General features: G+C 70.7%; 20 protein-coding genes. 13 read left to right on the top strand and 7 right to left on the bottom strand.

Annotated features, from left to right (window positions below; translation table 11 throughout):
• Positions 1-3: 3 nt before the first annotated feature.
• From KA711_11300 to KA711_11330, 7 genes are all read right to left on the bottom strand, one after another.
• Entirely contained in the window at positions 4-1,152 is a 1,149-nt protein-coding gene (locus KA711_11300; GenBank protein MCM0609556.1) for a CoA transferase, read from the bottom strand.
• Positions 1,153-1,207: 55 nt separating this feature from the next.
• Positions 1,208-1,831 carry a hypothetical protein gene (locus KA711_11305; GenBank protein ID MCM0609557.1) on the bottom strand — a complete coding sequence of 208 codons (624 nt, stop codon included), beginning with the start codon at positions 1,829-1,831 and terminating at the stop codon, positions 1,208-1,210.
• Positions 1,832-1,884: 53 nt separating this feature from the next.
• Positions 1,885-3,114 (bottom strand): geranylgeranyl diphosphate reductase, encoded by a 1,230-nt coding sequence (locus KA711_11310; protein ID MCM0609558.1) that lies wholly within the window; start codon positions 3,112-3,114, stop codon positions 1,885-1,887.
• The gene (locus KA711_11315; GenBank protein MCM0609559.1) at positions 3,111-4,403 is read right to left on the bottom strand and encodes a BCD family MFS transporter; all 1,293 of its coding nucleotides are present in this window, start codon (positions 4,401-4,403) and stop codon (positions 3,111-3,113) included. Before KA711_11315 ends, KA711_11310 begins: the two co-directional genes overlap by 4 nt.
• A 94-nt stretch (positions 4,404-4,497) precedes the next feature.
• The gene (gene chlG / locus KA711_11320; protein MCM0609560.1) at positions 4,498-5,373 is read right to left on the bottom strand and encodes a chlorophyll synthase ChlG; all 876 of its coding nucleotides are present in this window, start codon (positions 5,371-5,373) and stop codon (positions 4,498-4,500) included.
• 103 nt (positions 5,374-5,476) lie between these two features.
• The gene (gene ppsR, locus KA711_11325; GenBank protein MCM0609561.1) at positions 5,477-6,976 is read right to left on the bottom strand and encodes a transcriptional regulator PpsR; all 1,500 of its coding nucleotides are present in this window, start codon (positions 6,974-6,976) and stop codon (positions 5,477-5,479) included.
• Between the two features lie 69 nt (positions 6,977-7,045).
• Positions 7,046-7,951: a cobalamin-dependent protein gene (locus tag KA711_11330; protein MCM0609562.1), complete on the bottom strand. Its 906-nt coding sequence runs from the start codon at positions 7,949-7,951 to the stop codon at positions 7,046-7,048.
• A gap of 485 nt (positions 7,952-8,436) precedes the next feature.
• Between KA711_11330 and bchF the strand changes: the two genes are divergently transcribed.
• The 13 genes from bchF to crtI all read left to right on the top strand — a co-directional run bounded on the left by bchF (position 8,437) and on the right by crtI (position 24,377).
• Positions 8,437-8,949, top strand: a complete 513-nt coding sequence (bchF, locus tag KA711_11335) for a 2-vinyl bacteriochlorophyllide hydratase (protein ID MCM0609563.1) — start codon at positions 8,437-8,439, stop codon at positions 8,947-8,949.
• Complete coding sequence (locus KA711_11340; protein MCM0609564.1) at positions 8,946-10,250, top strand: ferredoxin:protochlorophyllide reductase (ATP-dependent) subunit N; 1,305 nt, start codon at positions 8,946-8,948, stop codon at positions 10,248-10,250. Before bchF ends, KA711_11340 begins: the two co-directional genes overlap by 4 nt.
• A 4-nt stretch (positions 10,251-10,254) precedes the next feature.
• Positions 10,255-11,877: a ferredoxin:protochlorophyllide reductase (ATP-dependent) subunit B gene (locus KA711_11345; GenBank protein MCM0609565.1), complete on the top strand. Its 1,623-nt coding sequence runs from the start codon at positions 10,255-10,257 to the stop codon at positions 11,875-11,877.
• Between the two features lie 25 nt (positions 11,878-11,902).
• Positions 11,903-15,739 carry a magnesium chelatase subunit H gene (locus KA711_11350; protein ID MCM0609566.1) on the top strand — a complete coding sequence of 1,279 codons (3,837 nt, stop codon included), beginning with the start codon at positions 11,903-11,905 and terminating at the stop codon, positions 15,737-15,739.
• Positions 15,736-16,662 (top strand): ferredoxin:protochlorophyllide reductase (ATP-dependent) iron-sulfur ATP-binding protein, encoded by a 927-nt coding sequence (gene bchL / locus KA711_11355; protein MCM0609567.1) that lies wholly within the window; start codon positions 15,736-15,738, stop codon positions 16,660-16,662. The genes KA711_11350 and bchL overlap by 4 nt, the downstream gene beginning before the upstream one ends.
• Positions 16,655-17,470, top strand: coding sequence for a magnesium protoporphyrin IX methyltransferase (gene bchM / locus KA711_11360; GenBank protein ID MCM0609568.1), 816 nt, complete (start codon positions 16,655-16,657; stop codon positions 17,468-17,470). The genes bchL and bchM overlap by 8 nt, the downstream gene beginning before the upstream one ends.
• Before the next feature lie 8 nt (positions 17,471-17,478).
• Positions 17,479-18,954 carry a BCD family MFS transporter gene (locus KA711_11365; protein ID MCM0609569.1) on the top strand — a complete coding sequence of 492 codons (1,476 nt, stop codon included), beginning with the start codon at positions 17,479-17,481 and terminating at the stop codon, positions 18,952-18,954.
• A 67-nt stretch (positions 18,955-19,021) separates the two neighbouring features.
• Positions 19,022-19,780, top strand: a complete 759-nt coding sequence (puhA, locus tag KA711_11370) for a photosynthetic reaction center subunit H (protein MCM0609570.1) — start codon at positions 19,022-19,024, stop codon at positions 19,778-19,780.
• Entirely contained in the window at positions 19,777-20,472 is a 696-nt protein-coding gene (locus tag KA711_11375; GenBank protein MCM0609571.1) for a PH domain-containing protein, read from the top strand. The genes puhA and KA711_11375 overlap by 4 nt, the downstream gene beginning before the upstream one ends.
• Positions 20,469-20,957 (top strand): photosynthetic complex assembly protein PuhC, encoded by a 489-nt coding sequence (locus KA711_11380; protein ID MCM0609572.1) that lies wholly within the window; start codon positions 20,469-20,471, stop codon positions 20,955-20,957. The genes KA711_11375 and KA711_11380 overlap by 4 nt, the downstream gene beginning before the upstream one ends.
• Before the next feature lie 3 nt (positions 20,958-20,960).
• Positions 20,961-22,025, top strand: coding sequence for a magnesium-protoporphyrin IX monomethyl ester (oxidative) cyclase (gene acsF / locus KA711_11385; GenBank protein ID MCM0609573.1), 1,065 nt, complete (start codon positions 20,961-20,963; stop codon positions 22,023-22,025).
• Between the two features lie 25 nt (positions 22,026-22,050).
• Positions 22,051-22,824 carry a DUF3623 domain-containing protein gene (locus tag KA711_11390; GenBank protein ID MCM0609574.1) on the top strand — a complete coding sequence of 258 codons (774 nt, stop codon included), beginning with the start codon at positions 22,051-22,053 and terminating at the stop codon, positions 22,822-22,824.
• Positions 22,788-24,377 carry a phytoene desaturase gene (gene crtI, locus KA711_11395; GenBank protein MCM0609575.1) on the top strand — a complete coding sequence of 530 codons (1,590 nt, stop codon included), beginning with the start codon at positions 22,788-22,790 and terminating at the stop codon, positions 24,375-24,377. The genes KA711_11390 and crtI overlap by 37 nt, the downstream gene beginning before the upstream one ends.
• Positions 24,378-24,385: the final 8 nt, after the last annotated feature.

The following is a 24,385-nucleotide window of genomic DNA, read 5'->3' on the forward strand; positions in this document are numbered from 1 at the left end:
TCCTCACAGCAACACCCCGGCCGCACGCAGCGCAGCGGCATCCAGGCCGGCCTCGGCGAGCACGGCGTCGCTGTGCTCGCCGGGCCTGGCGGGGCGCCGCAGCGCGGGCGCTGGGGTGCGCGAGAAACGTGGCGCCGGGGCCGGCTGCCACTGACCCTCGACCTCGACAAAGCCCTCGCGGGCCTGCGCGTGCGGGTGCGCCGGGGCCTGATCGAAGTCGAGCACCGGGGTGATGCAACTGTCGGTGCCGGCGGCACGGTCCGTCCACTCGGCCTGGCTGTGGCGGCGGAACGCCGCGGCGATGGCGCTGCGCAAGGCGGGCCAGGCGCGGCGGTCGTGCTGCCGGATGCACCACTCCGCATCCAGGCCCAGCAGCGCGACGGCCTCGGCAAAGAACCTCGGCTCCAGCGCCGCCAGACTCATCCAGCGGCCGTCGGCGGTTTCGTAGCAGGCGTAGAACGGCGCGCCGCCGTCGAGCAGGTTGCTGCCACGCCCGGGGTGCCACTGGCCGGCGGCGCGCAGACCCCAGAAGATCGAGCCCAGCGCTGCGGCGCCGTCGACCATGGCCGCGTCAACCACCTGCCCGCGGCCCGAGCGCTGCCGCTCCCACAGCGCCGCCATCACGCCGAAGGCCAGGAACATCGCGCCGCCGCCGTAGTCGGCCACCAGGTTCAGCGGCGGCAAGGGGGCACCGCCGGCCGGGCCGATGGCCTGCAGCAGACCGGTGAGCGCGAGGTAGTTCAGGTCGTGGCCGGCCTGCGGCGCGAGCGGTCCGTGCTGGCCAAAGCCGGTCATGCGGCCATAGACGAGGCGCGGGTTCGCCGCCGCGCAGGGTTCGGGGCCGAGGCCGAGCTTTTCCATCACGCCGGGGCGGAAGCCCTCGACCAGCACGTCGGCGCCGGCCACCAGGCCCAGCGCCGCATCGCGGCCGGCGGGCTGCTTGAGATCCAGCGCCACCGAGCGCCGACCGCGCGCGTTGACGTCGTGCTCCGGTGCCAGGGCCAACCCGAGGCCGCTGGGGGCCATGCGGTCGACGCGCACGACATCGGCGCCGAGATCGGAGAACAGCATGCAGGCCAGCGGCGCGGGGCCGATGCCGGCGAACTCGATGACTCGAAGGCCCTGCAGCGGGCCCTGGGCGGTATCCGTCATGGCCGGCAGTGTGCCCGAGTCGGCGGTCATCACCCCGCAGGGCTCCGGACCAGGATCAAGCCGCTGGCGGCACCGTCGGCGGGGGCGGCGGCGCATCGCCCGACTGGCGCTCGGCCAGGAGCCAGGCAGCGAATGCGGCGCGTGAGGCCTCGTCGAGCGGCGCCTCGTCCAGCCCCGGCAAGGCCCTCCCAGCCGCGCGTTCGGCGGCCAAGGCAGCCACATAGCCGCGCTCGAGCTCCTGCTGCACGCGGACGAAGCGTTGCTGCATGCGCACCAGCGCCCGCAGGTCCTGGCCGACGGCGAGAGCCGGCCCCTCTGCGCCCAGGCGCAGCGCGGTGTAGGCCACCGGGATCTCCTCGTCGCCTGCCGTGCCACCCGACGACCGCAGAAGGTTCACCTCGCGTCGGCGGCCGATCCCGGTGGTGCCGACGTCGGCGAGCAGCTTGTCGACCTTGTGGCGGGTCTGCGGCGTCACCGTGTCGCCGAGCAGCCGGCCCAGCCAGCCTTCGCTGACGGAGGCCAGGCTGCGCGCCTCGTTGTGGGCAATGGCCGTGATGGTGCCCTCGCGGTCGACGACCATCGCGATGTCGCAGGCCAGGCTGGCGAAGGCCCTCGCCAGCTCCGGCGCGTACTGCGCCAGCAGCGCGAGCTCGGCATGGTCGGGCTGGGAGCGGGTCATGATCGGTGGCGCCGGCGGGTGGGGGCGCGTCCGCGGGGTGGGATACGCCAGAGTCAGGCTCGCACGAGGCCCAGCAGGTGCGCCACGTCCTTGAAGAAGATCCTCACGTGCGCCATGGGCTTCTTGCGCGCCAGCTTCTTGTGCATGTAGGACTCGAAGGTGAGCTGCTGCACGTCCTTGTCGCGACAGATGCTGACGAAGCGCTCGCGACGCTTGTCGCTCACGTACCAGAAGCGCTGCATGATGCCCAGCACCCAGAACACCATGCCGTGATCGCGCATGAAGCGCTTGCGCGCCAACTTCAGCGCCTTCGCCTCGCCAGTGCGCAGGAATTCGGCGGCCGCCTCGGCGGCCAGACGGCCGCCGGTCATGGCGTAGTAGATGCCTTCGCCCGAGGCCGGGGCGACCACGCCAGCGGCGTCACCCGCGAGCACCACATCGCGCCCGTTCTCCCAGCGGGGCAGCGGCTTCATCGGGATCGGCGCGCCCTCGCGGCGCAGCGTGGGCGCCGTGTCCAGGCCGCTGGCAGCCCGCAGCTTGGCGGTGGCGTTGCGCAGCGAGAAGCCCTTGTCGGCGCTGCCGGTGCCGACGGACAGCGTGTTGCCGTGCGGGAAGACCCAGCCGTAGAAGTCGGGCGAGAGCTCGCCGCGGTAGACGACGTCGCAGCGGCTCGGGTCGTAGCCTTCAGGCGGCTGCTCTGGGCGCGCCACGATCTCGTGATAGGCGAAGACGTAGCTGGTGCGCTCGGCGCCGGGCACGGCCTGCCGCGCGACCTCGCTGCGCGCGCCGTCCGCGCCGATGACGACCCGAGCCCGCACCTGGGCGCGGGCCGGCGGCTGCGGCCCGCGCTCGCTGCCTGCGCTGGCGTCGGTCTCGAAATGCACGACGGCAGTGCCGTCGGCCGCGCGCCCGAGTTCAGTGAAGCGACCCCGGCGGCGCACGGCGCCGGCCGCGGCGGCCCGCTCGCGCAGCCATTCGTCGAAGACCTCGCGGTCGACCATGCCGACGAAACCGCCTTCGATCGGAATGTCGACGCGCTGGTCGGTGGGCGAGACCATGCGTGCGCAACGGGCCTTGGCGACCAGCAGTGAATCGGGGATCTCGAAGTCCTTGATCAGGCGAGGCGGGATGGCGCCGCCGCAGGGCTTGATGCGGCCTGCCCGGTCGAGCAGCAGGACGCTCAAGCCCTGGCGCGCGAGATCGTGAGCCGCCGTGGCCCCGGCCGGGCCGCCTCCGACGACGACGGCGTCATAGGTACGGGGAGCGCTGGGTGAGTGGTTCATGCGGTTCCTCCTGCCCGCGGTGTGGCGCGGGTTGCGGGTTCAATGCGGGGCGCGGCGGCCGCGGCAGGCTGTGGCAGGGCGATGCGCAGCGCCAACCAGGCGGCGACGATGAAGAGCAGGGCCTCGACCGCGAACACCATCCCGTAGGCGGCCACCTGGGAGCCGAGGGCCCAGCGTGCGAGATCGCTGGCCGCTGTGCCGGCCACTCCCCCCACGGCAAAGCCCACGGCCTGCGCGGCGCCCCACAGGCCCATGCGCGTGCCCTCGCGCGACGCCCGACCCTGGCTGGCCAGGGCCATCATCGAGCCGATGGCGGCGATCGAGAAGGCCCCGTTGGCAACGCCGAGGAGGAAGACGTTGGCGCGCAGCGGCCAGGGTGGCCCGAGCGCGGCACCGGCCACCAGGCCCAGCAGCGTCAGCGCCGAAGCCAGGCAACCCCCGAGGATCCAGTGGCGCAGCGAACCGAGCGAGACACCGGCGACACGGCGCCCGGCCATCGCGGCCAGCAGCATGCCGGCCAGCGTGCCGCCGTGCTGCAGCCCCGACAGCTGGGTACTCTCGCCCGGCGTGAAGCCGAAGCGGACGCCGGCATAGGGCTCGAGGATCAGGTCCTGCGCGCTGTAGGCCAGCATCGACACCAGCACAAAGATGGTGAAGCGTCGGGCGTCTGCCTCGCGCCACACCTCGGCCAGTGCGGCACGGAACGGCGGGCGGTCGTGGCTGGGCGCGGTGACGCGCAAGGCACGGCGCTCGACCCCGGCGATGGCCACCAGCGCCAGCACCAGGGCCACGGCCGAGACCACGCCCGACACCTGGACCAGCCTTTGCGGGCTGAAAGGGTCGAGAAAGCTTCCGGCCAAGCCCGCGCTGCCGGCAAGGCCGACGATCATCATCACCCACACCAGCGTGGCGGCACCAGCGCGCCGCTCCGGCGACACCCGCGCGGCCAGCAGCGCCAGCACCGAGGTGCCGGTGGCCGACACACCCAGGCCCACGAACACAAAGCTCGCGGCGGCCAGTGTCAAGCCGGCGATGGGCGCCGTGGCCGCCCAGGCGGTGCCCGTCGCGGCACCGAAGCCGCCCAAGGCCAGCACCACCATGCCACCGACGATCCAGGGGGTGCGCAGACCGCCACGGTCGGACCCGAAACCCATGCGCGGCCTCGTCAGTTGCACGGCATAGTGCAGCGCGACCATCAGGCCCGGCACCAGGGCCGCTAGCTGCAACTCGACCACCATGACGCGGTTGAGCGTGGAGGTGGTGAGCACGACGATGGCTCCCAAGGCCATCTGCACCAGGCCGATTCGGAAGATGGCGAACCAGCTCACCGCACAGCCCTTGGGGACGGGACCTGCGGGCCGTGCACGCGGCAGCGGGCCGGTCTCATGCCAGGCCCCGGAGCGCGAACGCGCTGACCAGCATGCCGGCCACGAACAGCGTCACGCCCAGGCCACTGAACCAGATCGCGCGCTCCACCGGCGCGGCGACAAAGCGGCGTGCCATCAGCACTTGTGCCAGCACGAGGCCGGCGACGGCGGCGGCGTGCACAGGGCGGCCCCAGTCGAGCAGCAACGCGATCACGAGCGCCTGCGCGAGCACCATGGTGCCGGCCGCGGCGAGGGCCGCGCGTCGCGGGCCCAGTTGCACCGGCAGCGACGCAATGCCCATCCTGCGATCACCGGCGATCGACTTGAAGTCGTTGAGCGTCATGATGCCGTGGGCACCGGCGCTGTACAGCGCCGCCAGGATCAGCGAGCGCAGGTCGGGCATCGCACCACCGGCCATGACGGCGGCGCCGGTGAACCAGGCCAGGCCCTCGTAGCTGATGCCGCAGGCCGCATTGCCCCACCAGCCGTTGCGCTTGAGCCGCAACGGCGGCGCGCTGTAGGCCCACGCCAGCAGCAGGCCCACCACCGCGGCGCCAAAACCCCAGGGCCCGAGCAGCAGCGACAGCAGCAGCGACAGCAATGTCCAGAGGATGGCCACATAAAGGCCCCAGCGGCCCGGCATGCGACCCGAGGGGATGGGCCGGTGCGGCTCGTTGATGGCGTCGACGTGGCGGTCGAACCAGTCGTTCACCGCCTGGCTGGTGGCACACACCGCCGGTCCGGCCAGCAACACGCCCGCGACGACGAGGCCGATCCGCCCGTCCAGCGACTCGCCGGATGCCACGACGCCGCACCCGAACGCCCACATGGGTGGGAACCAGGTGATCGGCTTCAGCAGTTCGGCAACCGCCGAGGGCGCAGGCAAGGCCATGCCGGCATGGTGCCCCCTGGCCTGAAAAACGTCAATCCAAATTTACACGATATGCGTCATGTCGGGTTGACTATCGGGCTTGATGCCGCCCGGGCGCAGAGCTTCAGCCGTCACCCTCGCCAGCACCCTCACCGGTCGCCAGGCCATACCGACGCAGCTTGACGTAGAGGCTCTGCCGAGACAGTCCCAGAAACTGCGCCGCCAGCGCGCGGTTGTTGTGCGTCATCTGCAACGCAGTCTCGATGCACAGCTGCTCGATGACCTCGGCCGTCTCGGCGACGATGTCCTTCATCGGCACTCGACCGACCAGTTCGGTGAGTTCACCGGGGGAGCGCCCCAGGGCCGCCACGCCGCGGTCGGCGTTGTCGATGCGGCGGCCGATGTCGCGGATCGAGAAGGCCAGAGCCGGCGAGGCCCCGACGTCCAGCCGGGTCGCCGACACCTCGACCTCATGCTCCACCCCCACCTCGCCGCGCAGCGCCGTCGGGAAAGCAGCCACGACGTCGGCGTTGCGCAGATTGGTGAGCAGCACGTTGAGCTCGACGCCGGTGCGGCCGAGCCAGCGATCGAGCAGCGCACCGCGGGCCGCTTCGGGGCTGGCCAGTTGCGCCAGCGTCGCAAAGGCAGCGTTTGCGCGCAACACACGGCCCTGGCCATCGGTGAAGGCCAGCGCGTCGGCTGTGTGGCGCTCCCAGGCCTCGAGCAGATGGGTGTGGTCCTCGGCGGGCGCGTGGCCAGCGGCACGGGCCGAGCGCCGACCGTCCGCCGAGGCGGCAGCGGCAGGGCGCACGCGCAGCAGCAACTGCGATGACTGCTGCTGGCGGAACACCGCCAGCGAAAGCTCGAACTCGGCGTCTGGCGGCGAAGCCGAGCCGCTGGACAGACGCACGCGCGTGCGCTCCGGCGCAGCGTCGGCCAAGCCACTGCGGCTGCCCGCCAACCAGGCCTGGAGCCGGCCCTGCGAAGAGCCTTCGAACAGCCCGGGCAGCGCGATCCCGGCCAGCCGGCCCGCCGCGCGGCCGAACAATGCCTCGGCGGCGGGGTTGGCTTCCAGCACCTTCAGCGTCAGGCTGTCGGCAATCAGAACCGCCTCCGAGGCAGTCTGGAACAAGGTGCGGTAGCGGGTCTCGGCTTCACGAAAGCGCCAGTAGTCGCGCTCCATCGCCTGCTGGGCATCGACCAGGCGGCGCTGCAACTGGGCCGTCGCGCGAAGGTCGCGGCCCAGTGCCAGCAGGGCCGGGGCCTGCAGGTCTGTCGCCTCGTCGACCAGGGCCAGGGCCGTGTAGCTCACCGGTATGTCGTCACGCCCGTGCACGGCGTGGTTCACCTGCCGCCAGCGGGCCGGCTGTCCGGCTCGCACGTCCTTGATCAGGGAGTCGATCTTGTCGCGCCCTTCCACCGTGACCAGGTCGCGCCAGAGGCGGCCGCGCCAGCCTTCGCCCAGCAACAGGGCCAGTTGGGGATCCGGGACACGCAGATCCAGGACCACCGCATCGCGGTCGAGCACCAGAACGATGTCGCTGGCGGTGCCCAGAAGGCGGTTCGCCACGCGAGAGTCGAAGTCGCCGATCAGATCCGGCTTGCGGGCTGCCGGCCGCCTCATGGGAGGTCTTTCGGTTGCTGACGGCAGTTCGGGGCCCGAATCAAGGTGGTCGTCTCCCGGGTTTTCGGATCAGGTCACGCGTGCAGCCCCGGACTGCTCCCGCACACGTTGGGTCACCAGCGCCTCGGCCACGCTGGGGGCGTTGCGCCCGTCGGCGGTGGCGTCGGCGCCGACCTGACCCGCCCACTCAGGATGGATCGAGAACAAGGGGCCACCGACGAGCACCACCAGTGACGGGTTGCGCGACGCCAAGCGAACGGCCGCGATGGTATCGCGCAGCCACGGCAGGCCGGTCTCGCTGCCTAGGGAAAAACCCACGGCGTCGAACCAGTCGCGTCTCACCCACGCCACGGCCTCGACCCCGACCCCGGCAACACCACCCAGGACGTCCCAGCCTTCGCGGCGAAAGAACTCGGCGACCATCGACAGGCCGAACATGTGCTGTTCGCTCTCAGGCTGCGTGAGCAGTACGCGGCGGCCGTGGAATGGGTGCTCGACCTCACGGCCGAAGTCGGGGCTGAGCTGGCGCATCAGGCGCTGCAGACGGCCCAGGCTGACGGTGGCCGTGGCGAAGTCGACACGGTCCTGCTCCCAGAGAAGCCCGAGCTCGCGGGCCGCCGGGGCCAGCAGGTCGACGTAGAGGGTCGCCACGGACACGCCCCGCTGGCGCAGGGCCTGGATCATTTGGTCGGTTCGTTCGTCGTCTTCGGCGATGAGCGCGTCGACAAAGGCCTGGATCTCCCTTGGAGCGGGACCGGGACCTTCGGCGCCGGGGGTCTCGCGGTGCTGTCTGACCAGGCGCGGGATGACGTCGGTCTCGAGCGTGCGGGTCAGGCGCGAGACGCGCAGGCGGACGGCGTTCAAGTCGGCATCCACCCGCGCGGGCTGCGGATCGGGGGTTGCGGGAGGCCAGACGGTTGAGCTGGGCGTGCAAGGCTCAGGCTGGCCGGGCTTCGGGGACGGGCTGGGCCGCATGCTGGGTACCTCCTCACCGCCGCCGCTGCGGTCGCTCCGGGGAGCGACCGCAGCGGATCCTGCCAGGGGCCGCCGACCCTCCCCGACCCAGCACCGCCAGGCGGGGCCTTGGTCGGCCCGGAATCCCCGGCCCGGATCCGCTTTGCCGGCCGAGCACTGCAACAGCCTGCCTTGTACACCGGGGCGTCGCTGTGGTCAAAAGGGCCAGACCCACCCGGCGCGGGCGTGGATCGGCCAGTCACGCTCATCCTGATCCTCGTCTTCGGGTCGCGCGCGGCCATCCTGCGGTGGCTGCGCCTGGGCGCTGTGATGAAGGCCCCGCCGCCTCGAATGCAACGGTGGGGCCGGGTGAATCATCCACCTCCCGAAGTGTCAATGTCAGTTTACGTCTATCTCGATTGACATCCGCGCGTCCAGCCCCTAGGCTGCCCACATCCCTGACATGCGGGACTGCCACGGGACCCGCCCCCGCAACCGAGCCGACGATGTCCACCCCCTCCCGCGCCCCCGCCCACCGGAGCCCGCTGTACACCCCGGAGCAGCGGCGTCGGCGCGACGCCTCGGCCTGGACCCTCGTGCAGGGCATCCTGGCGCCGCTGCAGTTCGTCGTGTTCGCCGCCAGTGCGGTGCTGGTCTTGCGCTACCTGGCCGCTGGCACCGGCTATGAGATCGCGACGGCCTCGGTGCTGCTGAAGACGCTGTTGCTCTACACCATCATGGTCACGGGCTGCATCTGGGAGAAGGTGGTGTACGGCGTGTACCTGTTCGCCGAGCCCTTCTTCTGGGAAGACGTGTTCAGCATGCTGGTGCTGGCGCTGCACACGGCCTATCTGGTGACGCTGTTCGCCGGCTGGCTGGGTCCGCAAGGACTGATGGTGTTGGCGCTGGCCGCCTATGCCGCTTATCTCATCAACGCCACCCAGTTCGTCCTCAAGCTGCGTGCCGCGCGCCTGGCCGCACGCGCCGCCGACGCGGCCGGCCAGGGAGTCCCCGCATGAACACCGTCATCCCGCTGCACGCAGCCGCCGGCGGCTGCAGCACCGCCGCCGTCCTGCGCGAGCGTGGCCAGCACGAGGTGTTCTGCGGCCTCACCGGCATCGTCTGGCTGCACCGCAAGATCCAGGATGCCTTCTTCCTGGTGGTGGGCTCGCGCACCTGCGCGCACCTGGTGCAGAGCGCCGCGGGGGTGATGATTTTCGCTGAGCCCCGTTTTGCGACGGCCATCCTCGACGAGCGCGATCTCGCCGGTCTGGCCGACGCCAACGACGAACTCGACCGCGTGGTGGCCCGCTTGCTGGAGCGCCGACCCGACATCAAGACGCTGTTCCTGGTCGGCAGCTGCCCCAGCGAGGTCATCAAGCTCGACCTGTCCCGCGCCGCCGAGCGGCTCTCCGCGCAGTTCCTGCCGCGCGTCCGTGTCCTCAACTACAGCGGCAGCGGCATCGAAACCACCTTCACGCAGGGCGAGGACGCCTGCCTGGCCTCGCTGGTGCCGGTGATGGCGAACACGGCCGAGTCGCAGCTGCTGGTCGTGGGCGCGCTGCCGGACATCGTCGAAGACCAGCTCGCGCGGCTTCTCGGCCGGCTCGGGCTGCCGGCGCGCATCGGCTTCCTGCCGGCGCGGCGCAGCGACCAGCTGCCCGCCGTGGGCGAGGGCACGCGCTTCCTGCTCGCGCAGCCATTCCTCGGCGACACCGCCCGCGCACTCGAGGCCCGCGGAGCGCGCCGCATCGCGGCGCCCTTCCCCATCGGCGTCGAAGGCACCACAGGCTGGCTGCAGTCTGCGGCCCGCGCATTCGGCGTGGCCGACGCGGTGGTGGAGCACGTCACCAGCAGCGCGCGCGAGCGTGCCGCCGTGGCGCTGGCGCGGCTGCGCGAGTCGCTGGAGGGCCAGCGCCTCTTCTTCTTCCCGGACTCTCAGCTTGAGATCCCGATCGCGCGCTTCCTCGCGCGCGAACTGGGCGCGAAGCTGCTTGAGGTGGGCACACCGTTCCTCCACCGGGACCTGATGGCCGAGGAACTGGCCCTGCTGCCTGCGGGCACTCGCCTGTCGGAGGGCCAGCACGTCGAGCAGCAGCTCGACCGCTGCCGCGCCGACCGGCCCGACATCACCGTCTGCGGGCTGGGCCTGGCCAACCCGCTGGAGGCCGAGGGCCTGACCACCAAGTGGGCGATCGAACTGGTGTTCACGCCGATCCACGGCTACGAGCAGGCGGCAGACCTGGCCGAGCTGTTCGCCCGCCCGCTGCGCCGCAAGGCCCTGCTGGCGCGGTCCAACCCCGCGCGCGTGGCAGCCTGACACCATGCAACTGACGCTCTGGACCTACGAAGGCCCGCCGCACGTGGGCGCCATGCGCGTGGCCACGGCCCTCACCGACGTCCACTACGTGCTGCACGCGCCGCAGGGCGACACCTACGCCGACCTGCTGTTCACCATGATCGAGCGGCGCGACCGCCGCCCGCCCGTCACCTACACCACCTTCCAGGCGCGCGATCTGGGCGGCGACACCGCCGAGCTGTTCAAGACCGCCACGCGCGAGGCCTTCGAGCGCTTCCGGCCCAAGGCGCTGCTGGTGGGCGCCAGCTGCACGGCCGAGCTGATCCAGGACGACCCCGGCGGCCTTGCCCAGGGCCTGAAGCTGCCGGTGCCGGTGGTGCCGCTGGAGCTGCCGGCCTACCAGCGCAAGGAAAACTGGGGCGCCTCGGAGACGCTGTACCAGTTGGTGCGCGCGCTGGCGCCTCGCCGCGATGCCGTGCCGCGCCGCCCGGCGCGCGAGCGCCAGTGCTGCAACCTGTTGGGCCCCACGGCGCTGGGCTTCCGCCACCGCGACGACGTCGCCGAGGTCAGCAAGCTGCTGGCCCAGATCGGCGTCGACGTGCACGTGGTGGCGCCGCTGGACGCCAGCGCCGCCGACATCTCCCGCCTGCACGAGGCCGACTTCAACGTCGTCCTCTACCCCGAAATCGCCGGCCAGGCCGCCAGCTATCTTCAGCGCGCCTTCGGTCAGCCTTTCACCAAGACCGTACCCATCGGCGTGGGCGCGACGCGCCAGTTCATCGCCGAGGTCGCGGCGCTCGCCGGCATCGACGCCACGGCGCTGCTGGCGCGCAGCAGCTCGCGCGCCAGCTGGTACTCGCGCTCGGTCGACAGCACCTACCTCACGGGCAAGCGCGTGTTCGTGTTCGGCGACGCCACGCACGCCATCGCCGCCGCGCGCGTGGCGGCCGAGGAACTGGGCTTCCAGGTCGTGGGTCTGGGCACCTACAGCCGCGAGTTCGCGCGCGATCTGCGCGAGGCCGCCGCGAAGTACGGCGTCGAGCCGCTGATCAGCGATGACTACCTCGAGGTCGAGCAGAAGATCGCCGAGGCCCAGCCCGAGCTCGTGCTGGGCACACAGATGGAGCGCCACATCGCCAAGCGGCTGAAGCTGCCTTGCGCGGTGATCAGTGCACCCGTGCACGTGCAGGACTTCCCGGCGCGCTACTCGCCGCAGATGGGCTTCGAGGGCGCCGCGGTGCTGTTCGACACCTGGGTGCACCCGCTGATGATGGGCCTCGAGGAGCACCTGCTCACCATGTTCCGCGAGGACTTCGAGTTCCACGAGGGCGCCGCAGCCTCGCACCTGTCGCACGCCGGCGCGCCGCGGGAAGCACCCGAGAGCGTGCCCGTGGCCAGCCAGGCGCCGGTGGTCGAACCCGCGCCCGCGCCCGCCGCCAACGAGCCCGCACCGGTGGACGCTGCCGTGCCGGTGGCTGCGCAGTCCGGCGCCACCTGGGCCCCCGACGCGCAGAAGGAGCTGCAGAAGGTGCCCTTTTTCGTGCGCGGGAAGGCCCGCCGCAACACCGAGCGCTTCGCCGTGGAGCGAGGTTTGGCCCTGATCACCGTCGAGACGCTGTACGACGCCAAGGCCCACTTTGGACGCTGATCAGACGCATCAACTGACGCATCACATGAAGACCACCGCCCCGCCCTCGCTGCGCTTCGTCCTGGTGACCATGGACCCGCACCTGCAAGGCGCGGCCGAGCGCGCCCGCGGCACACTGGAGCGTCAACTGCCTGGCCTGCGTTTCTCCATGCACGCGGCCTCCGAGTGGGCCTGCGACACGCAGGCCCTGCAGCGCTGCAGGGACGACATCGCGCAGGGCGACATCATCGTCGTGACCATGCTCTTCATGGAGGAGCACTTCAAGCCGGTGCTCGATGCGCTGGCAGCGCGCCGCGAGCACTGCGATGCCATGGTCTGCGCGATGAGCGCCGGCGAGGTGGCCAGGCTCACGCGCATGGGCAAGTTCGACATGGCCAAGCCGGCCAGCGGCGTGTTGGCGCTGCTGAAGAAGCTCCGCGGCAAGAGTGGCGCCGAGCAGGCCAAGGACGGCAACGCCCCCAGCGCCAGCAGCGGCGAACGCCAGATGAAGATGCTGCGCCGGCTGCCGCAGCTGCTGAAGTTCATCCCCGGTACCGCGCAAGACGTGCGGGCCTATTTCCTGACCCTGCAGTACTGGCTCGGCGGCTCGCAAGACAACGTCGTCAACATGGTCCGCTTCCTGGTGGACCGCTACGCCGGCATGGCCGTGGGCACCGGGGCTCGGGCCACGCTGCGCGGTCACACCACGGCGGACGGCCCGGTGGAGTACCCCGAGGTCGGCGTCTACCACCCGCGCCTGCCTGGCCGGCTGTCTGACGAGATCGCTGCACTGCCGCAGCTGGTGCCTGCCGATCGGGCCAAGGGCCGCGTCGGCCTGCTGCTGCTGCGCAGCTACCTGCTGGCCGGCAACGCGCGCCACTACGACGGCGTGATCGCCGCACTCGAGGTGCAGGGCCTGCAGGTGGTGCCGGCCTTCGCGTCGGGTCTCGACTCACGCCCGGCCATCGAGCGCTTCTTCATGGCTGACGGCCGCGCCACCGTGGACGCGGTCCTCTCGCTGACCGGCTTCTCGCTGGTCGGCGGACCGGCCTACAACGACTCTCGAGCCGCCGAAGAGATCCTGGCCCGGCTCGACGTGCCCTACGTCGCCGCGCACTCGGTGGAGTTCCAGAGCCTGCCCGAGTGGGGCGGCTCTGCGCGTGGTCTTCTGCCGGTGGAGACCACGATCATGGTCGCCATCCCCGAGCTCGACGGCGCCACCGGCCCCGGTGTCTACGGCGGCCGCGGCGGCGCGGCCGGCAGCACCTGCCGCGGCTGCGAGAAGGCCTGCCACTTCGAGCAGGCCGATACCGACATGCAGACCTGCAGCGAGCGCACCGCGATGCTGGCTGCGCGCGTGGCCAAGCTGGTGGCGCTGCGCCGCAAGGCCCGCAGCGAACGCCGCGTGGCGATGGTGGTGTTCAACTTCCCGCCCAACGCCGGCAACCTGGGCACGGCGGCTCACCTTTCGGTGTTCGAGAGTGCCTTCGAGACGCTCAAGGGCCTCCAGCGCGAGGGCTACACGGTCGATCTGCCGGCCAGCGCCGACGAACTGCGCTTGCGGCTGCTGCAGGGCAACCGGGCGCGCTTCGGCGCCGATGCCAACGTGCTCGCGCAGATCCCGGCGGCTGACCACGTGAAGCGCGAGCGCTGGCTCAAGGAGATCGAGGCCGCCTGGGGCCCGGCGCCGGGGCGGCAGCTCTCCGACGGCCGCTCGATCTTCGTGCTCGGCGTGCACCTGGGCAACGTGGTGCTCACCGTGCAGCCCGGCATGGGCTACGAGGGCGACCCGATGCGCCTCCTGTTCGAGCGCGGCTTCGCGCCGACGCATGCCTTCAGCGCCTTCTACCGCTGGTTGCGCGAGGACTTCGAGGCCGACGCCGTGCTGCACTTCGGGACCCACGGCTCGCTGGAGTTCATGCCCGGCAAGCAAAGCGGCATGACGGGCAACTGCTGGCCCGACCGGCTGATCCGCGACCTGCCCAATTTCTATCTCTACGCCAGCAACAACCCCAGCGAAGGCGCGATCGCCAAGCGCCGCGCGGCGGCCACGCTGGTGAGCTACCTCACGCCGCCGGTCTCTGAGGCGGGGCTGTACCGTGGACTGCTCGACCTGAAGAGCTCGATGCAAAGCTGGCGCGGGCGCGATGCGGGCGCCGAGCAGCAGGCGCTTGCCACCTTGATCCAGTCGCAGGCCGCGCGCCTGGAACTGGCCGCCGCCGAGCCCCCCTGGCTGCTTGACGAGGCCGAACGCCAGGTGCAACGCCTCACCGCCGAGGTGCTGGAGCTCGAGTACACGCTCATTCCCCACGGCCTTCACGTCGTCGGAAAGCCTCCACGCCCGAACCAGCGTGCCAGCTTGTTGTGGGCCATCGTCGAGGCCGACAACCCCGCGGGGCTGAGCCGCGAATGCGTCGAGGCCATCACCCGGGGCCGCACGCCCGGGCAGGCCCTGGCCGACGCGGGCCGCCCGGCCAACGCCGACGCACTGGCCGCGCTGGCAGCGCTGGCCCACCACAACCACCTCTTGGCCGAGGACCACGAGATCCCTGGCATCGTGCGCGCCCTCGACGGCCGCTTCGTGCCGCCCGCCCCCGGCGGGGACGTGATGCGCAACCCCGAAGTGCTGCCCACCGGGCGCAATCTGCACGGCTTCGACCCCTTCCGCATCCCCAGCGCCTGGGCCGTGCGCGACGCCACGCGCCAGGCAGAGAAGTTGCTGGAGCGCCACGCGCAAGACGGCCACGGCTTGCCGGAGACGGTGGCGCTGGTGCTGTGGGGCACCGACAACCTCAAGAGCGAGGGCGCGCCGCTGGCCCAGGCGCTGGCGCTGATGGGCGCGGCGCCGCGCTTCGACGGCTATGGACGCCTGGCCGGGGCCATGCTGATCCCTCTGGAGCAGCTGGGACGCCCCCGCATCGATGTGGTGATGACGCTGTCGGGCATCTTTCGCGACCTGCTGCCGCTGCAGATCCGCATGCTGGCCGAGGCCGCCTTCATGGCCGCCAGCGCCGACGAGCCCGAGACGCAGAACTTTGTGCGCAAGCATGCCCTGACCTGGCAGCGCGAGCACGGCGGAGATCTTGAGACCGCCGCGCTGCGCGTGTTCGGCAATGCCGACGGCGCCTACGGCGCCAACATCAACCTGCTGGTCGACAGCAGCACCTGGCAAGACGAAGACGAACTCGCCGAGGCCTACACCAAGCGCAAGGGCTACGCCTACGGTCGCGCCGGCAAGCCGGTCGCGCAGGCGGCGCTGCTCAACCACGTGCTGGCCGACGTGGCGCTGACCTATCAGAACCTGGATTCGGTGGAGCTCGGCGTCACCACCATCGACACCTACTTCGACACGCTCGGGGGCATCAGTCGGGCGGTCAAGCGCGCCAAGGTGGCCGGCGGCGCCACAGGCGCGGCGGCCGAGGTGCCGGTCTACATCTCCGACCAGACACGCAGCGAAGGCAGCGGCACCGTGCGCACGCTCTCAGAACAGGTGGCGCTGGAAACCCGCACCCGCATGCTCAATCCCAAGTGGTACGAAGGCATGCTGGAGCACGGCTACGAGGGCGTGCGCCAGATCGAGGCGAGCATCACCAACACCTTCGCCTGGAGCGCGACAACCGGTCAGGTCGCCCCCTGGGTGTACCAGCACCTCACCGAGACCTTCGTGCTCGACCCGGCGATGCGCGAACGCCTCGCCACCCTGAACCCCACCGCCAGCGCCAAGGTTGCGAGCCGTCTGCTTGAGGCCTGTGACCGCCAGTACTGGCAACCCGACGCCGACACCCTGGCCGCGCTCAAGCGCGCGGGCGAGGAACTCGAAGACCGCCTCGAAGGGGTCTTCGACGGCCCGTACCAGGACGTCCACCAGAGAGCCGCCGCATGAACGTCACCGAAGTCCCCGTCACGAACATCGGCCGCGGCGCCCGCCCGGCCCCGGACCCCCGCGAAGATGGCGAGGGCAGCGTGCAGGTGCAGCAGGACGGCAACGTCAAGATAGGCACTGCCAAGGTCTTTGCCATCTACGGCAAGGGCGGCATCGGCAAGAGCACCACCAGCTCCAACCTCAGCGCCGCCTTCAGCAAGTTGGGCAAGCGCGTGCTGCAGATCGGCTGTGACCCCAAGCACGACAGCACCTTCACGCTGACGAAGAAGATGCTGCCCACCGTCATCGACATCCTTGAGACGGTGAACTTCCACGCCGAGGAGCTGCGCCCCGAGGACTTCGTCTTCGAGGGCTACAACGGCGTCATGTGCGTCGAGGCCGGGGGCCCGCCCGCGGGCACGGGTTGCGGCGGCTACGTGGTCGGCCAGACGGTGAAGCTGCTCAAGGAGCACCACCTGCTGGAAGACACCGATGTCGTGATCTTCGACGTGTTGGGCGACGTGGTCTGCGGCGGCTTCGCGGCGCCGCTTCAGCACGCCGAGCGGGCGATGATCGTCACGGCCAACGACTTCGACTCGATCTTCGCGATGAACCGCATCGTGCAGGCCATCGGCGCGAAGGCCAAGAACTACCGCGTGCGGCTGGGTGGCGTCATCGCCAACCGCAGCGCCGGCACCGACCAGATCGACAAGTACAACGCCCGCACCGGGCTGAAGCTGGCGGCGCACCTGCCGGACCTCGACGCCATCCGCCGCAGCCGGCTGAAGAAGTGCACGATCTTCGAGATGGAGAGCACGCCTGAGATCGAGGCCGTGCAGAAGGAGTACCTGCGACTGGCGGCCAGCATGTGGGCGGGTTCCGACCCCCTGCCCTCGGTGCCGATGAAGGACCGCGACATCTTCGATCTGCTGGGCTATGACTGAGCGCCCAACCTCGCTTCGCTCGGCACCCCCCGAGGGAGCCGTTCGCCAGCAGCCCGGCGAAGCCGGTTCTGCGGCTCTGGCTTGGCCGGGCGCCGACGCGCGCTACGTGCAACGCCGCGGCGAGATCGAGCACTACTTCGACCGCACCGCGGCCGACACGTGGGCGCGCCTGACGAGCACGGCCCCCGTGAGCCGCGTGCGCGCCACCGTGCGCGCCGGGCGCGACCGCATGCGCGACACGCTGCTGGGCTGGCTGCCGGCCGACCTGCGCGGCCAGCGCGTGCTCGACGCCGGCTGCGGCACCGGCAGCTTCGCCCTCGAGCTGGCACGCCGCGGCGCCCAGGTGCTGGCCATCGACCTGAGCCCGCAGCTCGTGGACGTGGCGCGCGAGCGCTGCCTGGCGCAGCTGCAGGCCGAAGGCGCACGCGGCTCCATCGACTTCCGCAGCGGCGACATGAGCAGCCCCGAACTCGGCCGCTTCGACCACGTGGTGGCGATGGACTCGCTGATCCACTACCGCACGGCCGATGCCGTGCGCGTGCTCGGTCAGTTCGCCGACCGCACCGCCGGCAGCATGGTGATCACCTTCGCGCCCGCAAGCCCGCTGCTGTGGGCCTTCTACGGCGCCGGCAAGCTGTTCCCGCGTGCCGACCGATCGCCGTCCATCGTGCCGGTGTCGCAGGCCGCGCTGGCGCGCCAATTGCGGCTGCACGCACCCATGGCCGGCTGGCAGCTGGCCGACTCGCGACGCATCGCCAGCGGCTTCTACACCTCGCAGGCCTACCGCCTGCAGGCTCCGCGGGCTTGAGTCGGCCCATGGACCTCTTCGGCTCCGCCCTCGGCCTCGTCCGTCGCCGCGGCCTCGTGGACTGGTCGGGCGTGGCCACGCGCTATCTGCCCTTTGCCGACGTGGCCACACCCGAGCTGCCACTGGCCCAGCTCGTGCGGCTGGCGCTGTTTCAGGTGAGCGTGGGCATGGTCGGCGTGCTGACGGTGGGCACGCTCAACCGCGTGATGATCGTCGAGATGGGCGTCGGGGCCTGGCTGGTGAGCCTGATGGTGGCACTGCCCCTGCTGTTCGCACCATTTCGCGCGCTGGTGGGCTTCAAGTCCGACCATCACCGCAGCGCCCTGGGCTGGCGTCGCGTGCCTTTTGTCTGGTTCGGCAGCGGGGCGATGTTCGCCGGACTGGCGATCATGCCCTTCGCGCTCGTCCTGCTGACAGGGGAGACCACCGTACAGCAGGTGGCGGGCCACGTGGCGACAGGGCTCGCCTTCCTGCTGGCCGGTGCCGGCGCGCAAACGGTACAGACCGCCGGCCTCGCTCTGGCCACCGACCGCGCCACCGAGGCTACGCGCCCACGCGTGGTGGCGTTGATGTACGTGATGCTGCTGGTGGGCATGGTGGGCAGCGGTTTGCTGTTCGGTGTGCTGCTGGCCGACTACACCCCCACGCGACTGGTTCAGGTCGTGCAAGGCACGGCCGTCGTCTGTCTGGCACTCAATGCCGTCGCGGTGTGGAAGCAGGAGGCCCGCAACCGCAGCCGCGCCACAGCGCCACCCGACACCTCGCGTTTCTCGCAACGGTGGGCGCAGTTCGCGCAGCACGGTCGAGTCGCCCGCTTCCTGCTGGCCGTGGGCCTGGGCACGGCAGCCTTCGGCATGCAGGACATCATCCTCGAGCCCTACGGCGGCGAAGTGCTGGGCCTGAGCGTCGGCCAGACCACGAGCCTGACCGGCATCATGGCCGCCGGGGCGCTGCTGGCCTTCGCGTGGGCCGCGCGGCAGCTGTCGCGCGGGACCTGCCCGCGCCGGCTTGCCGCCCATGGCCTGCTCTTCGGGTTGGCCGCGTTCTCGCTCGTGCTCTTCGCCGAGCCGCTGGGCTCGCCGCTGCTGTTCCGTGCCGGTGTGGCGCTCATCGGCTTTGGTGGCGGCCTGTTCTCCGTGGGAACGCTCAGCGCCGCGATGTCGCTGGACAGCGGTGGCCTGCACGGCATGGTGCTGGGTGCCTGGGGCGGTGTCGTTGCCACTGCGGCCGGCCTGTCAGTGGCACTGGGCGGCGCGCTGCGCGACGGCGTCGGCCACCTGGCGATGAGTGGTGCCCTGGGCGAGGCACTCATGATGCCCGCCACGGGATACGCCATCGTCTACCACCTCGAACTCGCGTTGCTGTTCGCCACGTTGGCCGTCCTGGGCCCGCTGGTGACGCGGCCACGCAAGCGCCACCCGACCAGGCACGACAGCGGCGGCACCGAGCCGCGCCGCTTCGGGCTGGCGGACTTCCCGGGTTGAGCAGTTCCGACCCCGCCCACCAGGCCCAACAGGCATCTCTGCAAGCCAACCCTTCTAGGAGCCCCTCATGGGAACCGGAGCCATCACAGCCTATGTCGACGTCGCACAGCTTGTGCTGTACGTCTTCTGGATCTTCTTCGCCGGCCTGATTTACTACCTCGCGCGCGAGAACCGCCGCGAGGGCTATCCGCTCGAAACGCACCGCGGCACCACGCACCAGGGCTGGATCGGCGTGCCTGCGCCCAAGACCTACCGGCTGCACGACGGCTCCGAGATCCGGGTGCCATCGGGCTCGGCCGGCGCGCAGCACGTGAACGCCGAGCGCACCTACGACAACGAAGGCTCGCCGCTCGATCCGATCGGCAACCCGCTGCTGGCCGGCCTGGGCAGCGGCGCCTGGGCAGACCGCGCCGACCGGCCGGATCTCGATGCGCACGACCAGCCCAAGATCCGCCCGCTGGCGATGTTCCCCGAGATGGGGGTCAGCGAGAAGGACCCCGATCCGCGCGGCATGCAGGTGATCGACCCCTATGGCGACATCGCCGGCACGGTGCGGGAGCTCTGGGTCGATGGGCCCGAGATGATGTTCCGCTTTCTCGATGTCGAACTCGCCGACGGCAGCCGCCGCGCGCTGGTGCCGATCACCTTCTGCCGCATCACGCGCGAGGCCGTGTACGTGCATGCACTGCTGGCGCATCAGTGGCGAGAGGTACCGGTCACCCGCTCCGCGGACAGCATCACGCTGCTCGAAGAGGAGAAGATCGCCGCCTACTTCGGCGCCGGTCTGCTCTTCGCCGAACCGAAGCGCTCGGAGCCGCTGGTATGAAGTCGGTCGCAGCCGCCACCGCCAAGGCCCCGCACCGGGGCCAGGAGCATGAGTTCGAGCCGCAGTTCGGGCTACCCGAGCGCCTGCCCCCAAGCGAGCGGCTGCTTTGGCAGGGCCAGCCTCTGCCGAGCATCGTGGCCCGGCGGGTGTTCCACCTGCCGCTGGTCACCGTCTACTTCGCCGTGATGCTGACCTGGAGCATCGGCGCCCAGCTGCAGGACGGCGTCGCTCTGATGGCGGCGCTGCGCGGCTCGCTGGTCCTGGGCTTGCTCGCGGCCGTGGCGATCGGCATCCTGGCCGCCCTGGCGCGGCTGACGGCCAGCACCACGGTCTACACACTCACCGACCAGCGCATCGTGATGCGCATCGGCATTGTATTGACCGTGACCTACAACCTACCGCTGAAGCACCTCGACGCGGCCCACTTGCTGCCCTTGTCGGGCACGCAGGGCGAGATCGCGCTGCAGCTGCGCGGCGACACCCGCATCGCCTATCTGCACCTGTGGCCCCACTCTCGGCCCTGGCTGTTCGCGAGGCCGCAGCCCATGCTGCGTGGCCTGGCCGACGCCCAAGCGGTCTCGCGGCAGTTGTCCGAAGCCTGGGCGATGGTCAACGCCCAGGCGGCCCGACCCGAGGCGGCGATCCAGACGCCGACGTCGATGGAGCTTCAACCCCAGGGGAACGCTGCATGAGGGCCGTCCACAGCGTGCACGTCCAACCGGACCGCATCCCGCGCTGGCTGGTGCGTGTCATCGCCGTATTGCTGCTGCTGGTGCTGGGCGGCGTCGGCGTGATGCGCCTCTCGGGCTTCAGCCCAACGGTGCACCCGCCCGCGGCGCTGGCCCAACGCGCCCTGGCCTTCGCCGACACCGCCGAGGGTGCCGTGCGCGTGAGCGACGCGTCCACCGGCGAGGTGCTGGCCGAGCTGCGCGGCGAGCAGGGCTTCCTTCGCGGCGTGCTGCGTGGCCTGGCGCGCGACCGGCGCGCGCACAGCGTGGGCCAGGAGCCGCCCTACCTTCTATCGCTTCACGCCGACGGCCGGCTGCTGATCACAGATCCCGAGACCGCCCGACGCATGGACCTCGCGTCTTTCGGCCCCGACAACGCGGTCGTGTTCGCGCGCTGGCTGCCCGCCGGAGCGCTCCAGTCGCTGCAGACCACGCCCCAGGAGAAGTAATCCATGAGCACGATCCAAGCCATCGCCAACACCAACGAGGTGATGCAGCGCGCCAAGACCGAGAACCTGATCTCGCCGCGCTTCTACACCACCGACTACGCGGCCATGGACAAGCTCGACGTCAGCGCGCTGCGCGCCGAGTGGGACGCCATGCTCGCCGAGTACGAAGGCGACAACAACCACGACCACTTCAAGCGCGACGAGGCCTTCGCGTCCGAAGTGAAGCCGCTGCCGCCCGAACTGCACCAGGAGTTCCTGGACTTCCTGATCACCAGCATCACCAGCGAGTTCAGCGGCTGCGTGCTCTACAACGAGATCCGCAAGAACGTCGACAACCCCGACATCAAGCAGCTGATGACCTACCTGACGCGAGACGAGTCCCGCCACGCGAACTTCATCAACTACTCGCTGCGCGACTACGACCTGGCCGTCGATCTGCAGGCGCTCAAGGCCAGCAAGGCCTATACCTACTTCAAGCCCAAGTACATCTTCTACGCCACCTACCTGAGCGAGAAGATCGGCTACGCGCGCTACATCACCATCTACCGCCAACTCGAGAAGCACCCCGAGCTGCGCTTCCACCCCATCTTCCGCTGGTTCGAACGCTGGTGCAACGATGAGTTCCGCCACGGCGAGAGCTTCGCCCTGATCATGCGCGCCAACCCGCAGCTGCTGCAGGGCGGCAACGTGCTGTGGATCCGCTTTTTCCTGCTGGCGGTGTACGCGACGATGTTCGTGCGAGACCACACACGCCCGGTGCTGCACCGCGCGATGGGGCTGGAGCCCGACGACTTCGACTACCGCGTCTTCGACATCACCACCGAGATCAGCCGGCAGGTGTTCCCGGTGTCGCTGGACACCGATGCGCCGGCCTTCCGCCGCGGGCTGGCGGCGCTGGTGGAGGCGCGGGTGGCCTTCGACTCTGGCGCCGCACGCGGCGGCCTCGGTGGCCGCCTGCAGCAGGCCGGCGCGGCACTGAAGGGCGCGTGGCACTTCGCGAAGCTGTACCTGCACCCTGTGAAGAAGCACGCGCTGCCGACCCAGATCCGCGTCGCGCCGGTCTGGTGAGGCGCGCTCGGACGCGCCCTTTCTGATGGAGTACGCCCTGCCCCCGATCGCCGCGGTGCTGCTGTGGTGGCTGGGCACGGGCATCGTGATCCTGCTCGACCGCATGCCGGCGTCCTGCGGCGGTCGCAAGACCGTGGCCTTCGTCGCGGCCACGAGCTGCGCCGTCGCGGCGCTCGTGTGCATCGCCGAGACCGCGCATGACCGCGGGGTGGGCGCGGCGTATGCCGGGTTCACTTGCGCGGTCGTGGTGTGGGGCTGGCACGAGCTGGCCTTCCTGGGCGGCTGGATCACCGGCCCGCGACGTGTCGCGGCCACGCCGGGCGCGCGCGGGCTGGGCCGCTTCGGGCAGGCGCTGCAGGTGCTGCTCTGGCATGAGCTGGCCCTGCTGGCAACGGCCGTGGCACTGTGGCTGCGGCTGGGCGGGAGCGCCAACCCCACGGCGGCCTGGACCTTCACCTTGCTGTACGCCATGCGCGTCTCGGCCAAGCTCAACCTCTACTTCGGCGTGCGCAACCTGGCACTGGACTTCCTGCCGCCGCACCTGCTGTACCTGGGCAGCTACTTTCGCCAGCGTGCCATCAACGCCCTCATGCCCTGGTCGCTGCTGGGCGGCGCGGTGGTGACGGGCTGGCTGATCGTCGGCGCACAGGCCACCACGGGCGGTGCGCAGGCCGCCCACCTGCTGCTGGCGTCGCTGCTGACGCTGGCTCTCGTCGAACACCTGATGATGGTGCTGCCGCTGGAGCCTTCTGCGCTGTGGCGCTGGGCCCTGCGCCGGCCCGTGGAGGCGCGATCGTGAATCCCAATCCCAGCGGCAGCGGCAACGCCCTCGTCATCGGCAGCGGCTTTGGCGGCTTGGCCGCGGCCATCCGCCTCAGCGTGCGCGGCTGGCGCGTTCAGGTGCTTGAGCGCCTGCCCCAGCCCGGTGGCCGCGCCCGCGTGCACCAGCAGGACGGCTTCCGCTTCGATGCCGGCCCTACCATCATCACGGTGCCGCACCTGTTCGAGGAACTGTGGGCGCTGGCGGGACGGCGCCTGGCCGACGACGTCACGCTCAAGCCGCTGAATCCCTACTATCGCGTGCGCTTTGACGACGGCCGCTGGTTCGACTACAGCGGCGACAACGCGGCGATGCGCGCGGAGGTGGCGCGTTTCGACCCGTCGGATCTCCCCGGCTTCGACGCGCTGGCGCGCGAGGCCGACGTCTGCTATCGCGAGGGCTTCGAGAAGCTCGGCGCGGTGGCCTTCGACAGCGTCGCTCAGCTGCTCGTGGCGGTGCCGAACATGATCCGAATGAGAGGCTGGCAAACCATCTGGCAGATGGTTTGCAGGCATCTGAAGAATCCCTACCTGCGCGTCGTGTTCAGCTTCCACCCGCTGCTGATCGGCGGCAACCCGCTCAAGGTGACGGGCAGCTACGCGCTGATCCACTCGCTGGAACGTCGCTTCGGCGTGCACTGGGCCATGGGCGGCACCGGCGCACTGGTGCAAGCCATGGTCAGGCTGCTGGCTGACCGTGGCGTGCCGGTGCGCTGCGACGCCGACGTCCAGCGCATCCTGGTCGAGAACGGCCGCGCCGCCGGGGTGCAGCTTCAGAACGGCGAACGCCTGGCCGCCGACATCGTCGTCAGCAACGCCGATGCCGCCTGGACCTACAAGCACCTGGTACCTGACGCCCGCCGACGGACCTGGACTGACCGCAAGTTGGCGCGAGCGAAATACTCGATGAGTCTGTTCGTCTGGTACTTCGGCACCAACCGCCGCTACGACGGCGTGCCACATCACCAGATGGTCCTCGGCCCACGCTACGAAGGCCTGCTGACCGACATCTTCCTCAAGCACAAGCTCACCGAGGATTTCAGTCTTTACCTGCACCGCCCGAGCGCCAGCGACGACAGCGTCGCACCGCCCGGACACGACTGCTTCTACGCGCTGTCGCCGGTGCCGCACCTGGACAGCGGCGTCGACTGGGCCACCGAAGCCGAGGGTTACCGCCAGCGGGTCCAACGGCGGCTCGAGCAGACCGTGTTGCCCGGCCTGGGCCAGCACATCGTGAGCTCACGCGTGACGACGCCGCAGCAGTTCCACGACGATCTGCTGTCCTACAAGGGCGCCGCCTTCGGCATGGAGCCGCGGCTGTTGCAGAGCGCCTGGTTCCGCCCGCACAACCGCAGCGAAGACCTGCGGGGCCTGTACCTCGTGGGTGCGGGCACCCACCCGGGTGCGGGCGTGCCAGGCGTGCTGATGTCGGCCCAGGCGCTCGAGACGGTGCTACCACCGCTGCCACCGCTGCCGGTGACGGCCGCGGCAGCGCCGCGCTCGCTGTCCAGCGCGGGGGTGGTGGCGCGATGAGCAGCGCC

It is taken from the genome of Ideonella sp. WA131b (assembly GCA_023657425.1).
Taxonomy (GTDB): domain Bacteria; phylum Pseudomonadota; class Gammaproteobacteria; order Burkholderiales; family Burkholderiaceae_C; genus Rubrivivax.